This window comes from Hydrogenophaga sp. H7 (assembly GCF_002025745.1).
In the GTDB taxonomy this organism is placed as follows: domain Bacteria; phylum Pseudomonadota; class Gammaproteobacteria; order Burkholderiales; family Burkholderiaceae_C; genus Hydrogenophaga; species Hydrogenophaga pseudoflava.
In genome coordinates this window covers 79,283-93,930 of sequence record NZ_MCIC01000016.1, presented here as the reverse complement: position 1 = coordinate 93,930, position 14,648 = coordinate 79,283, and the positions used below count along the sequence as shown (strand labels likewise).

Annotated in this window: 7 protein-coding genes; 6 read left to right on the top strand and 1 reads right to left on the bottom strand. The window is 70.1% G+C overall.

The genetic code is table 11. The features are described from left to right. Positions 1–3 precede the first annotated feature (3 nt). Positions 4–1,569, top strand: coding sequence for a methyl-accepting chemotaxis protein (locus BC358_RS13965; RefSeq protein WP_079366296.1), 1,566 nt, complete (start codon positions 4–6; stop codon positions 1,567–1,569). Positions 1,570–1,591: 22 nt separating this feature from the next. Here the strand turns inward: BC358_RS13965 and BC358_RS13960 are convergent, their stop codons facing one another. Continuing rightward, entirely contained in the window at positions 1,592–2,257 is a 666-nt protein-coding gene (locus BC358_RS13960; RefSeq protein ID WP_079366295.1) for a nitroreductase family protein, read from the bottom strand. A gap of 321 nt (positions 2,258–2,578) precedes the next feature. Here BC358_RS13960 and BC358_RS13955 point away from each other — a divergent pair, with 321 nt between their 5' ends. From BC358_RS13955 to BC358_RS13935, 5 genes are read left to right on the top strand one after another with little or no spacing between them, the layout of a single operon-like run. Then, on the top strand, positions 2,579–5,113 hold the full coding sequence (locus BC358_RS13955; protein ID WP_079366294.1) for a hypothetical protein: 2,535 nt from the start codon (positions 2,579–2,581) through the stop codon (positions 5,111–5,113). Positions 5,114–5,115: 2 nt separating this feature from the next. After that, a complete protein-coding gene (locus tag BC358_RS13950; protein WP_079366293.1) occupies positions 5,116–6,915 on the top strand; it encodes a hypothetical protein in 1,800 nt (599 codons plus the stop codon). Between the two features lie 49 nt (positions 6,916–6,964). Next, positions 6,965–9,556, top strand: a complete 2,592-nt coding sequence (locus BC358_RS13945) for a hypothetical protein (RefSeq protein ID WP_079366292.1) — start codon at positions 6,965–6,967, stop codon at positions 9,554–9,556. A gap of 33 nt (positions 9,557–9,589) precedes the next feature. Next, positions 9,590–12,280 carry a hypothetical protein gene (locus BC358_RS13940; RefSeq protein WP_079366291.1) on the top strand — a complete coding sequence of 897 codons (2,691 nt, stop codon included), beginning with the start codon at positions 9,590–9,592 and terminating at the stop codon, positions 12,278–12,280. A gap of 19 nt (positions 12,281–12,299) precedes the next feature. Next, entirely contained in the window at positions 12,300–14,645 is a 2,346-nt protein-coding gene (locus tag BC358_RS13935) for a hypothetical protein (protein WP_079366290.1), read from the top strand. The last annotated feature ends 3 nt before the right edge of the window (positions 14,646–14,648 follow it).

Below are 14,648 nucleotides of genomic sequence, written 5' to 3'. Positions count from 1 at the left end.
AGCATGTGGGGAGTGTCCAGGTTCCGGATCGGTGCGCGGCTGGCGGCCGGTTTCGGTTTGATGTTGTTGCTCATTGCGGGGCTGGTGGCCTCGTCGCTGCTGTCGTTGCGGCTGATCGGGCAGGAAAACAGCCAGCTGATCGAGCGCGAAATGGTGAAGGTGGCGGCGGTGTCGGTGGTCGACACGGCCACGCGGGCCAACGGCCTGAACACCGCCGAGCTGCTGCTGGTGGAGCCCTCGCAGATACCCGTGGTGCAGGCGCGCATCGACGCCAACCGCAAGGCCATCGACGAGGCCCTGCTCACGCTGGACCGGCTGGTGGAACGGCCCGAAGGCAAGGCCGCGCTGGCCGAGCTGCGCAGCTCCCGCGCCGCCTATGTGGCCTCGTTCGTCAAGGTCGGTCCGCTGGCGAAGGAAGGCCGCATCGATGAAGCCCAGCAGCTGCTGCGCAGCGAGACCCTGCCGGCGCTGGCGCGCCTGCAGCAACCCATCGACACCCTGCGCGCGCTGCAGGACCGCCTGGCGCAGGAACATGGCCAGGCCGTGGGGCGTTCCATCGGCGGTGCCCAGCTGCTGCAGATCGGCCTCGGGGCGGCGGCGCTGGTGCTGGGCCTGCTGGCCTCGGTGGTGCTGGCCCGCAGCATCGTGCGGCCGCTGCGCGAAGGCGTGGCGGTGGCCGGTCGCATTGCGTCCGGTGACCTCACCAAGGACGTGCCGGTGCAGGGCCGCGACGAGGTGGCCGAGCTGCTGCAGTCGCTGGGGGTGATGCAGGACGGGTTGCGCAGCCTGGTGGGCCAGGTGCACCGCGGGGTGGACCATGTGGGTTCGGCCTCGGCGCAGATCGCCAGCGCCAACAAGGACCTGAGCGCCCGCACCGAGGCGCAGGCCAGCGCGCTGGAACAGTCGGCCGCGTCGATGGAGCAGCTCAGCAGCGCCATCGCCCTGAACGCCGACAGCGCGCAGGCGGCCCGCACGCTGTCCACCGACGCCTCGCAGGCGGCCGAGGCCGGCGGCGAGACCGTGGCCTCGGTGGTGCGCACCATGCGCAGCATCGAGGACGCCTCGCGGCGCATCGCCGAGATCATCGGCGTGATCGACGGCATCGCTTTCCAGACCAACATCCTCGCGCTCAACGCGGCGGTGGAGGCGGCGCGGGCCGGCGAACAGGGGCGCGGCTTTGCCGTGGTGGCCTCGGAGGTGCGGGCGCTGGCCGGCCGTTCGGCCGACGCGGCGCGGCAGATCAAGCAGCTGATCGAGGCCAGCGTGGACCAGGTCGGCACGGGCGCCGCACTGGCCGATCAGGCCGGCGCGGCGATGACCGGGGTGGTGGCATCCATCCGGCGGGTGAACCAGCTGGTGGTGGATATTGCCTCTGCCATGCAGGAACAGAGCACCGGCGTGACCCAGATGGGCGAGGCCATCACCCAGCTGGACCAGGCCACGCAGCAGAACGCGGCCCTGGTGGAGGAGACCGCCGCGGCCTCGCAGAGTCTGGACGACCAGGCCCGCGAGCTGGTGGCCTCGGTGGCGGCGTTCCAGATCGACCGCCGGGCGCTGCAGGCCGCCTGAGGCCCGCCGCCGCCCGGGCGGATCACTTCACTTCGGTGACGAACTGTTCCAGCGGGCGGCGCACCTTCTTCAGGTTCACCAGCCAGTCGCCGTCGGTGGCGCGGTAGCCCAGCGGCACGATGGCCACGCTGCGCAGGCCGCGCTCGCGCAGCTTGAGGATCTCGTCCAGCTTGGCGGGGTCGAAGCCTTCCATCGGCGTGGCGTCCACTTCTTCAAACGCGGCTGCGATCAGCGCGGCGCCCAGGCCGATGTAGGCCTGGCGGGCGGCGTGCTCGAAGTTCACCTGCGCGTCGCGCTGCGGGTAGCTGTTCAGCAGCATCTGGCGGTAGTTCTCCCAGCCCTCATTAGTGAAACCGCGCTCGGTGTTCACCAGGTCGAACATGTGGTTGATGCGCTCGGCCGTGTAGGTGTCCCAGGCGGCGAACACCAGCAGGTGCGAACCGTCGGTGATCTGGGCCTGGTTCCAGGCGATGGGCTGGATCTGTTCGCGCACCGCCTTGCTGGTGACGACGATGATTTCAAAAGGCTGCAGGCCGCTGGAGGTGGGCGCCAGGCGCGCGGCCTCGACGATGCGCTCGACCTTGTCCTGCGGCACGGCGCGGGACGGGTCCATCTTCTTGGTGGCGTAGCGCCATTGCAGTTTGTCCAGCAGGACGGGGGCGTGGGTGGGTTGCGACAGGTCGCTCATGAAACGGGTGCTCCGGGGAGGTGGGGCGCCCGCACCGTGCGGGCACATGAAGAAATCATGACGCGGTGCAGCAAACAGCGCTGGCGCCCGCGGGGAAAACGGGAACCGGAACGCCTTTGTTCCTGCCGCCCGGCGGTGCGGCGGCGGATCGGTTATACGGGCGCGGACTTGTCCTCAAAACGGGTGATCCTTGCGGCCGCCGGTCCCTAGTCGGAAGGATGTCACCGCCGTTCTGCACTCCTACATTGGGTCCCCTCCCCCCGCCGCGCTGGTCCGTCCACCGGGTCAGGGCCACCGGGGGCACCTCTTGCAGGAGCGGACATGACAAGCGACGAGCAGGTTCTGTTGATGAGCAACCAGCTGCAAGCTTTCGAGCTCAAGACGCTGCTGCTCACGCCCAAGGTGCATCCGGTGACGACAGCGGCTGCACAGGCCCCGGTGCCGGTGAGCCCGGACGGCTCCCTCCAACCCCAGGTGCTCTACGAGGCATCGGACGATGCCAGCGCCCGGTACCAGCTGCCGCGCTACGAATGGAACACGGTGGGCGGGCGCCACACCTCCCGGTTGCGCCTGCGCACGGCCGACGACGACCCGCTCGGTCCGCTGGGCTGGCTGAACATCGAACTGCTGGCGGTGCACGCCGTCGATGCGCGCTTCGCCATGCGCACGCTCGAGCACACCGCCACGCTGCGGCTGGGGTACGAAATGCCGGTGGTGGCGGCGGCCGACCCGGCGACGCTGACCTGGGAGGGCCAGTGGGAAAACACCGATGCGGCCACGCGGGGCATGACCCGCCTGCTGATCGGGCGGCGGGCCGACGGCGGCTGGTTCATGCACGGCTTCGGCAAGTGCCACCCCAGCGACTGCGACTGGGGCGAGACCACGGCCATGCCCTCGGGCGACGCGCTGACCGGGGTCTACGCCTTCGGCTTCAAGGTCACCACCCTCACCGCCCGCCGCAGCGGCCAGACGCTGGTGGTGGACGTGCTGGACGACTACACCGACGCCGATGGCCGCACCGACCGCCTGAGCAACTACGTCATGGCCCGCTCGGTGGCCGCCGCGCCGGCGCAGCCGCTGATCTGGGAGGCGCTCGGCCCGCTGAACCCGCTGGGCGGCAGCATGCACCGCTGCACGCTGCCCTTCCATGCCCAGGAGGACTACGACCGCATCCACCAGATCATCACCTCGCCGGTGCACCGCGCCCGGCTGGAGGTGGTGTGCAAGGCCACGATCGGCCAGCGCACCTGGCAGCAGTGGTGGCTGCACGACCGGCCGGCGGTGGCCCCGCTGCAGCCGGACATCGACATGGTTCGCATCAGCCCCGCGGTGCTGAGCACGCTGCGCACCCAGCCGCTGGCGGTGGTGGCGGCGGCGGGGCCGCGGATGCCCGCGATCGCCAGCCTGCGGGCCGACCGCGCCAGTGCCGCCACGCGGGCACTCGCGCGGGGCGTACGGCGCCCGCACCACAACCCCGATCTGGACGAGGCGCTGTCCCGGGAAGAGACGGCGCGCGTGCTGCGCACCCTGCCGCGGCGCGTGGCCATCGACAAGAAGGGCCGGCCGGTGCTGGTGCGGCGCGAGGTCGAGTGCACGCAGTCGCTGGCCTGCACCTTCGACCCCCAGGCCGACGGCTACATGCTCGATGCGCCGCGCGACCCCTCGCAGGCCCATGTGCTGTTCAAGCACGACCTGGTGGCCGAGGGCCAGAGCGTGACCTTCTTCCAGGATTCGCTGGTGCGCGACCAGGTCTACTACGAGCCGCAGGAGTTCCGGCTCGCGCGCAGCGACGCCAGCCCCTTCCTCCCTTCGCTGGTGTTCGCCATCACCGACGTGGCCACCGAGAGCGAGGCGCTGTCCTACCGGGTGCGCCTGGCGTTCCAGGCGCGGCCCCACCTCGGCCAGGCCTTCCTTCTGCTGGCGCGCCAGCGCTTTGGTCCCGCGGCGCGCCTGACCGCGCTCACCCCCCGGTCGGCCCGGCTCACCCTGGGCGTGCCGACCGCCGACGGCGCGCCCCCGGCGCTGCAGGAGCGGCCCGACGCGGTGATCCGCTTCGACGAGGGCATCACCGACGAGCTGTCGCTGGACGAGGCGCAGTTCGTGCGTCTGGCGGCCGCCTTCCAGTCGCCGGCGGGCATCGGCATGCAGGGCTGGGTGACGGCCACCATCAGCGACGGCACGCAGGTCGACATCCCGCTGGTGGTCTCGCTCAAGGACAACACCGGCAGCGTGTTCGATCCCCAGCTGCTGCGCCCCGACCCCGACGGCGTGCCCGGCCACCACGTCGTGACCCTGCGCAACCGCATCGAGAGCCCGGTGCGCGTCAACGGGGTCCACCCGCAGGAGCTGGGCGTGTGGACCGACCCGGCCACCGGTGTCGCGCAGACCGTGACCGTGCGCCCCCTGGAGCTGCCACCGGCCGCTGCGGTGGCGCCGGGCCAGACCCTGGACCTGCGCCTGGCCGTCGAGCCCGCGGCCTTCCCGCTGCTGTCGGTCAGCCCGGCGCTGGACCTGGACATCCAGCCCGACCTCGCCCGGCTCATGGGCCAGCTCACCGTCACCGAGGCCTTCACCGAGGCCACCTTCGAGGTGCAGGTGTCGGCCAGCCCGCTGTTCTTCGGCCCCGGTGCGCTGACGTCGCTGCGGGTCGAGTTCGACGACGGCCCGGTGGTGACGCTCGACGCCGGCACGCTGGTGCAGACGGTGAGCCTGCGCAAGCCGGTGGTGGCGCGCATCCTGGGCCTGGAGCCTGGTTACCGCTACCGGCTGGTGGCGGTGGATGCGCGGGGTGGCGAACGCGTGCACGACGGACTGGCCGGGGTCGGCCATCTGCAGGTGACGTTGCCGCAGGGGTGACCATGATGCTCACCCGGCCGCTGCCCGACTTCCCGGACGTGTTCCCCGACCACCGGGACGCGCACCGGCTGTATGTCCTGCCGGACCGCGTGGCCCTGGCGCTGGACGCCGACGGCCTGCCGCGCTTCACGCTGCTGCGCCGCACGACGGACGACGGCACGGCGCAGGACGGCGGGCTGCTGCAGGCCTTTCTGGCGCTGGACCACGCCGGCCTCGACGCCCTGGCGCTTGAGCCGTCGCTGGCCGGCCATGCGCTGGAGCCCGCGCCGGTGGCGCAGGCCGAGGCCCGCCTGGTGCTGCGCGGCGTGTCGGGCGACCTGGTGCAGGCGGCCGGTCAGTGGCAGCCCGTGGCCGTGGGCTCGGCCGATGCCCTCTCGCTCACCCATCACCTGGGCCCGGACGACACCCGCATCGTCACGGCACTGGTGCGCGAGGCCGAGGCCGGCGGGCCCGAACCGGTGGAGCTGGAGCTGCGGCTGCGGGTGCCGGGGCTGCGGCCCGGCCTGCCCTGGGTGGTGACGACCACCGGCACCACCCTGCACGACCAGCTGCAGGCCCTGCTGCCCGCCGACGGCCCGGCCAGCGCCCAGGAACTCGACCGCGCCTTCCTGAGCCTGCCGGCGGGCCTGCTGCGCTGGCAGGCTCAGGAAGGCGCGGTGCCCGCCGACACCGAGGCCCTGGCGCTGCAGGCCGCGCGCAGCGCGCGCCAGAGCCTGTTCCGCCGCGTGGGCGAGGGCTTTGAGTGGCACCCCGGGGTGCCGCTGACCGACGCGGTCGACGGCCTCTCGTGGCGCCTGGACCTGCCCCTGCCCGACACCGTCGAGCGGCGCCTGGGCTGGTCGGTGAGCGAGGCCCACCGCCAATGGGCCGGGAACGCCCTGGCCTTTCCGGTGGTCACGCCGTTCCGCCCCATGCAGCGGGTCACGGTGCACGTGCTCTGCGCCCTGCCCCTGCACCCCCGCGGCCTGGCCCAGCTGGACGTGGAGCTGCGCTACCGCGGTCCCAGCGGGGCCTGGGTGCACCACACCTTCCGCTTCGATGCCCGCACCGGGCTGCACGCCCTGTCGGTGGTCGGCCCGGCGTTCGGCCGCGGGCTGGAGCTGTCCCACCGCTGCCTGGCGGTGGTGGCGCAGGACGGCCAGCTGCCGCTGACCGTTTCGTCGCCGGACTTCGTGCCGGTGCAGGGCCTGCAGCTGGTGATCGGCGAGGCGGAGGCCGGCGTGCGCCCGGTGCCGGTGGCGGCCGACCCCTCGCTCTGGGCCCACGCCGTGGCGGTGCGGCTGGTGGTGACTCCCGCCAGCGGCCCGACCCGATCCATCGAACTGAACCCGCAGACCCCGGACGCCTGGGTGTGCCTGACCGGCGACGAGCGCCTGACCCCGGTGACGGCCCAGGCCATGGCCCGCGCGGGCGACGGCGCGGAGCAACCCTGCTGGTCCGGCACCTTGCCGACAGAGGGTCTGCGCCTGAACGGCTGGGCGCTGGAGCCCACGGCGCCAGAAACGGTCGACCTGCGCCTGGCCGAACCGCTGGCCGGGGCGACGGCGCTGGTGGCGGTGGAGCTGCTGGCCAGCGACACCGTGCCCGCCGACGGCGCCAGCGGCACCCTGCTGACGCTGGAGGCGGGGCAGGCACGCCGCTGGTCCTACTGGCGCCGCAGCCTGCTGCAGCCCCGTTCCTACGCCTGGCGCCTGCACTGGGTCGGCCGCGACCCGGCCACTGGCGCCACCCGCCCGCTGCGCGTCGGCCCCTGGCGCGTGGACCAGACCCCCGAACTGCTCGTCGAGCAGGTGCCGACATGAACCCGCGCCCCACCGCCCCGGTGCGCCCACCCTCCACAGAGGTGACCCCATGCTGAAAGTCCCCGCCTTCCGAACCGTCGACGGCGTCACCGTCTACGCCGACGACACGCTCTGGCACCGCTTCTACCCCGTGGCAGACCAGCCCCGGGTGCGCCTGGACGCCGACGGCCAGCCGGTGTTCCTGCTGGTCAAGTACGCGCTGTCCGACGAGGAGCTGGCGCGCAACCCCACGCTGCCGCGCGGCGGCGGCTACCTCAACGTCGACGTGGTGTTCGAGCTGGACGACGCGCAGCGCGAGGCAGTGCGCGCCAACCTGCAGGCCTGGGTGGACACCGAGTTCGCGCGCCGCCAGGCCGGCAGTGCCGAGGAGAAGGCTTCGGTGCAGGGCATGACCGCACCACCGCCGGTGGACTTCGGCACCCCCACCTACACCGGCGGCACGGTGGCCATGGACGCGCCGCAGACCAGCGTGCTGGTGAGCAAGCGCGTGGCCAGCGGCGCGCCGTCCCTGCTGGCCGACAACGTCTCGGTGTTCAGCATGGACCTCACCAGCGAGGGCGCCACTTTCATGGAGCGCACCCTCACCGGCGGCGGCGGGGCCGCCGGGGCCTCGGACCTGACGCCGATCCAGGTGCGCTACGACCTGAGCTTCTGGGCCCGGCTGCCGCCGGTGCGCATCCATGTGAAGGCCGACTCGCAGCGCATGTACGAGCAGGTGCGCAAGATCATGGACGGCGCCGGTGTCGACCACTGCACCACCTACGACTTCCAGCACAGCGACATCGACACCGCCTCGGCCGAGGTGGCCGGCCTGATCACGGTGCAGATCGACACCGGCAGCGGCTCGCTCGACGACGCGGTGATCGCCGAGCTGCGGCGCTACGCGCTGGAGGTGATGCAGCAGCTGGTGGAGTCGAACTTCTTCACCGACGACCCGGCCGAGGCGCACCGGCCCTCGGGCTCGGGCGACGTGCCCGACGAGGCGCTCTCGGGCCGCCGGGACAAGACCAAGAAGTACCTGCGCAAGCAGCAGGACAGCATGCACGTGAAGCTGGAACTGAGCCTGGAGCAGAACAGCGTGGTGTCCTGGCCCATCCACCCGCAGGGCACGCTGCAGACCTTCTTCCGCGGCATGTCGGCGGCGCAGATCGCGAACTTCGTGCGCGTGGTGGTGCTGGACGATCCGGTGTTCCAGTCGCTCAACCTCACGGCCCGCGTGTTCGCGCCTTTTGATCCCGCGGGGCTGGAGGCGGTCGAGGTCGAGCTGCGCTACGCCGGCCGCGACGCCAACGGCGACGGCCAGGAAAAGCTCAAGACCTTCACCTTCACCGGCAACCAGCCCCAGAAGTGGGAGCCCAAGCTGATCGGCGACGAGCGCGGCTACGAATACCGCTACCGCTTCAAGTTCGCCGGCCGGGCGTTCGGCTCGTTCACCCGCTGGGAAGCCGCCAGCCGCAACGACCTCAACATCTCCGTGCCGGCCGCCGGCCGGGTGTTCGTCGAGGTGCGCGCGGGCGACATCGACTTAGAGAACCAGGTGCGCCAGGTGCAGGTGCTGCTGGCCTACGAAGACCCGGCCGCCGGCGTGCCGCGCCAGGAGCAGACCGTGTTGCTGGACAAGACCAGCACCAGCGGTGTGTACGACCGGCAGATTTTTGAGCCGCGCGCGCGCCCGGTGCTCTACCGCCAGCGCTTTCGGATGCTCAGCGGCGAGGTGGTCGAAGACCCCGACTGGCAGGAACTCTCCGGCCACCAGCTCATCGTCAACCAGCCGGCCCGCGGCCTGCTGCGCGTGCGCCTGCTGCCCGCCGGCGACGGCTGGGACGCCGTGGCCCAGGTGATCGTCGACCTGCGCTACGAGGACGCCCCCAATGGCCTGCGGCGCGAGGAGAGCCTGGTGCTCAAGACCAGCCAGGAGTTCCGCACCTGGGAGGTCGCGCTGCGCGACCAGAACCGCCGGGGCTTCGAGTACCGCGTGCACGCCAGCTTCAAGGACGGCCGCTTCCAGCAGGGGCCGTGGCAGAGCCACACGGGCGAGGAGACCCTGCCCATCGTGGTCCAGGCGCCGCCGCGCCACCAGATCCAGATCATTCCCGACCGGCTCGACCTGGCCGCCGCGCCGCTGACCGAGGTCGGCCTCACCCACCTGCCCACCGGCCGGCAGGAGACCTTCGTGTTCCGGGCCAAGCAGCCGGTGGTGTGGAACGTGGACGTGCCCGCCGGCACACCGGTGCGCTACCGCGTGCAGGTGACGCACTTCCCGGCCACCGGCGACCCGGTGGTGCTGCCGCCCTTCGAGGAAGAGGACCCGGTGCTCGTGCTGCCGCCCTACCAGCCGCCCCGGCCGGGCTCGCTCACGGTGCAGCTGGTGGGCGCGCTGATCGATTTCGCCCAGACACCGCTGGTGACGGTGGACCTGCGCTACCAGGACGAGGTGCATGGCATCGACGCCAGCCACGCGGTGGCCTTCAGCGAGCGCGCGACGCTGAGCTGGACGGTCGAGGTTGGCGACCTCAGCCGCCGCTTCTACAGCTACCAGATCACCTACTTCGTGGCGCCCGACCAGACGCCCCACACCCTGCCGCTGGCCCACACCGACAAGCCCTTGCTGGTGATTCCGCGCTGGCAGCCCGCACCCTGACCCCACCGCACACCCACCGCCAGGAGAACCACCATGCTCAAAGTGCCCGCCTACGCGTATTTCGAAGACCTGCGCGTCACCGTCTACCAGGACGACACCATGTTCTGGAAGTTCTACGTGATCCCGGACTACATCTCGGTCCGGCGCGACCAGAACGACAACCCGGTCTTCCTGCTCATCAAGTACGCCTTCGGCGACCAGGACCGGGTGGCCAACCCGGCGCTGGGGCGCGGCGGCGGCTTCATGGCCTTCGACGTGGAAATGCGGGTGGCCGAGCAGGACCAGGCCGCGCTGGTGCAGCGCCTGCAGGACCTGGTGGACGACGAGTACCGGCGCCTCAAGGCCCTGGCCGAGGCCCACAACGAACGGGTCGAGGGCATGCGCCTGAGCAGCTGGGCCTACGCCAACAACCGGTCCATGAACACCTCGCTGTCGATCCACGACGTCAAGCTCGGGTTGCGGCCGGACGCGCCCGAAGCGCCGCCCGGCAACAAGCCGCCCACGGTGATCCTCTCGGTGCCCACCTGGACCGACGGCACCTTCAGCGTGAGCGCGCCGCAGGCCGCCTCGCTGGTCAGCCACCGCGTGGTCGAAGGCCCGCTGTCGCTGGTGGGCAGCAACGTGGCCAGCGCCAACATGGACCTGACCGAGGCCGGCGCGACCTTCATGGAGAAGACCCTGGTCAACCGCGACGGCACCGGCGGCAGCGACCTGACGCCGATCCAGGTGCGCTTCGATCTCAAGATGTGGGCCCGCCTGCCGCCGGTGCGCCTGTCCATCGAGGCCGACACGCGCAGCGTCTACCAGGGCCTGCGCGCGGTGATGCACGACTTCGAGGGCAACGAATGCAACGAGGACGAGCTCTACCACTTCGACCAGCACCTGAAGATGGCGGTGGAGTCCAACCTGATCAAGATCAGCTTCGACACCGGCACGCTCAAGCTCGACGACAAGTTCGTCAACGAGCTGCGCGCCACGGCGATGGAGATCGTCACCAACCTGATGGAAGAGAAGTTCTTCAAGAAGGAGGACGCGCCCGCCGCCACCGAAGACCCGGTGGCCATGGACGACGAACGCAAGGTGTACTTCTTCAAGTCCGAGCAGGAGATGGAGTTCACCTCCATCGCCTACCACGAGGAGATCAAGAGCATCGCCGAGTGGCCGGTGCACCCGCAGGGCACCATGCAGTCCTTCTTCGCCGGCATGTCGGCCGCCGAGATCGGCAAGTACGTGCGCGTGGCCGACCTCAACGACCCCTTCTTCATGACGCTGGGCCTGAAGGTCTCGGCCTTCGCCGACTGGGAGCACAACCCGATTGCCTTCGTCGAGGCGCAGGTGCAGTACGAGGGCCGCGACGAGAACGGCGACATGGTGGAGAAGCAGCAGACCTTCACCTTCAGCAAGGACAGCACGCGCGGCGAGTGGGACCCCAGCCTGATCGGTGCCAAGCGCGAGTACCAGTACCGCTACCGCATCGCCTTCCAGGGCAAGCCGCCCGGCGAGTTCACGCGCTGGGAGCGCGAGCGATCGCCGCAGCTCAACCTCTCGATACCCGATGCGGGCCGGGTCAACGTGCGCCTGCTGGCGGGTCAGATCGACTTCGCGCAGACGGTCGACCAGGTGCAGGTGGAGGTGGCCTACGCCGACACCAGCTCGGGTGTGAACGAGGAGATCGAGACCTTCCGCCTGCTCGACGGGCAGCAGGAGCAGACCTACAACCGCGTCATCTTCACCAACTGGGACCGGCCGGTGCGCTACCGCTCGCACTTCTTCCTCAAGGACGGCCAGCGCATCGAGACCGACTGGACCGAGACCACGGCCCGGCAGCTGCTGATCAACGCGCCGCTGTACGACAAGCTGGACGTGCGGCTCGTGCCCACGGGCGACTGGGCCGGCGTGGTGCAGTCGGTGGTGAGCCTGCGCTACGAGGACGCGGCCAACAACTACCGCGCCGACGAGGCCTTCTCGCTCAAGGCCATCAACGAGTTCAAGACCTGGTCGGTGGTGCTGCGCAACAGCCAGGTGCGCCAGTTCGAATACAAGGTGTTGACCACCTTCCAGAACGGTGACCTGCGCGAGGGGGAGTGGACCCGGATGGACGGCGACCAGGCCCTGCCCATCGTGGTGCGCACCGTGCCGCAGCTGGTGGTCAAGCTGTTGCCCAACGTGGTGGACTTCGACACCAGCCCGGTGGTGGAGACCACGATGCGCTACGCCGACGCGGCCAACAGCATCCAGAAGGTGGAGACCTTCACCTTCGTCAAGGGCGACAAGATCGAGGAGTGGCGCGTGCCGATCGCCGACAACAGCCCGCGCCAGTACCGCTACCAGGTCACCTTCCACACCGCCGACGGCCGCACCGTGAAGGAGCCCGAGGTGGTGGACGACCGGACCGAGGTGGTGCTGCCCCGGCTGCTCACGCCCGAGATCAAGGTCACGCTGCTGCCGCGCTTCGTCAGCTTCATCGACACGCCGGTGGTGGAGGTGAGCGTGCGCTACGAGGACGCGGCCAACCAGATCCGCTTCAACGATTCCTTCCTGTTCACCGAGCCGGTCGACCAGGTGTTCCGCATCCCCGTGCGGGCGGATTCGCCGACCGGGTACGAGCTGCAGATCACCTACTTCAACAAGGACGGCACGGCCTTCCCGCAGGAGCCGGTGCGCACGGACAAGAAGCACTTTCCGCTGCCCAGGTTCGTGCCCGAGCTGGCGCCCCAGCCCTGACCCCTGACAGGAGAACACCATGCTCTCGTTCGGCCCACCCTATTTCCAGGTCGAGGGGATGACGGTCATGAGTGACTTTCACGACCCTCTGCAGTTCTATTACTTCCCCAACCGGCCCAAGCTCTCGGTGGACGAGCAGGGCCGCCCCGCGATCCGCTTCATCATCCTCAAGGAAGCCCAGGACGAGATCGAGCGCAACCCCGACGGCACGGCCGCCGAGGACGACGTGGCGGGCTTCCTGGTGTTCGACACCGACCTGGCCTGGGACAGCGAGGCGGTGCGCAAGGCCGAGCGCTTCATCAAGCGCGAGATGGACCTGGCCGACACGCCGCGGCTGGCGCCCCTGCCCTACAAGGGCGGCACCGTGCAGCTGACCTTTCTGGACCGCACCACCGAGCTGCCCAAGCCGGCGGACCCCACCAACCCGAACCCGCCGCCACCGCCGGCCGACCCGGTCGATGCCCAGCAGCGCTGGGTGCCCTTCCTCAAGTCCAGCGGCGTGCCCTCGCTGTACGGCGACAACCGGGCCATCTTCAGCGCCATGCTCAGCCGAAAGGCCACCAAGCTGCTCTACGGGGCCTTCGAGGGCTTCATGCCGGCGGGCGTGGTCTACAACCTGGAGTTCGTGGGCATGCAGACCGCCTACCGGGTCGATGTGCAGGCCGACTGGGAACAGGCTTACCACTTCATCCAGGAGCACTTCGGCCTCGACCTCGTGTTCGTCACGGTCGACCTGGACGACATCGTCGAGCGGCTGGAGGAGGAAAAGATCATCAGCATCAAGGCCTCGCTGGAGCTCGAAGGCGAAGAGGCGGCGGTGGTGGAGGAGGAATTCAACCAGGTGCGCAAGGACCTGACCGAGCTGGTGCTGGAGAAGTTCTTCGAGCCGGCGCCCAACCCCAACGAGGCCACACCCGACGACCAGACCGTGAGCACCGTGCTCAGCACCGCGCGCCAGGTCCGCAACATCGTCCACCTCTGGCCCAGCGCGGGCTACAGCCGGCGCGAGGTGAGCACCGAGGAAATCCGTTCGATCCAGGTCGACTACACGGTCAACAAGGCGGTCTCGCGCAAGATCGCGCCGCAGGCGCACATCAGCCTGTTCTTCGAGGACTTCGGCCTGACGAAAGAGGACGTGGTGACCGTGGTGGACGGCAACGACGCGCTGTGGAACACCACCACCTTCGACGCCATGGTCAACGCCGACTACGCCGGCGACGCCATCCACAGCGTGGCGCTGGACGTGCAGTACCGCTCGCCCGACCACTTCGACCCGCTGGCCGACCCGGACGCCGAATGGTCCTTCCTGTTCGACTCGCCCGAAGACCGCGTCAAGCGTTCGTCCTGGTACAACCCGGACATCGGGCACCAGTACTTCTACCGCTACAGCGTCTTCTTCAAGCCCTCGGCCCTGCCCGGCCCGACCCACAGCGTGAGCAGCGGCTGGCGCCCGCACGACTCGCAGCTGCTGGTGATCTCGCCCGACGAGCTGTACCGGCGGCTGGCGCTGGAGGTGCAGGTCGACACCAGCTTCCCATGGGACCGCTACTCCGGCGTGTTCGTGCACCTGCGGCACAGCACCGGGGCGTGGACCCACGAGGACTCCAAGCTGCTGCACAAGGGCGACAGCAGCTTCCGCATGGCGCTGCGCACCGACAAGGCGGCGGACCCGGGGATCGACTACCGGCTGAGCTACCTCAAGGCCGGTGGCGGCACGGTGGAGGAGGGCTGGCAGCGCACGTCGAGCGACCTGGTGATCGTGCGCGACCCGATGCCGCCGCGCCCCAAGGTGCGCATCGTGGTCGCGGGCGACCGCACGCGCATCCTCAACCTGATCGTCGACCTGCGCTACAGCGACCCGGCCAACGGCGTCGCCGCCAGCGAGTCCGTCGTGTTCGACACCAGCAACATCCACACCGCCCAGGTGTGGGAGATCCCGGTGGTCGATCCGGCCAAACGCCGCTACGAGTATGGCCAGACCATCATCGACGTCGACGGCAATGTCACCTCCACCGGCTTCCAGCAGGAGGACAAGAGCACCCTCACCGTGGGCGAGACCTTCGTCAAGCTGATGGAGGTCCAGCCCGAGCTGGTCGGTCCGCCGCTGTCCGCCAACAGCGTCGAGCGCATCGTGCTGACCCTGCGCTACGACGACGATGCCAACAACGTGCACGAGGAAGAGCAGCAGTCGTTCGCGCAGCCCGGCATGGGCGCACCCTGGCGCCTCAAGCTGCAGGACGCGTCCCTGCGCGACTACAGCTACGAACTGACCTACGTGCTCAACACCGGTTTCGAAAAGAGCACGGGCCGCCGCTCCACGCGCGACCGCTTCCTCATGCTCTCGACCGTACCGCCCAGGGGCTGAGCC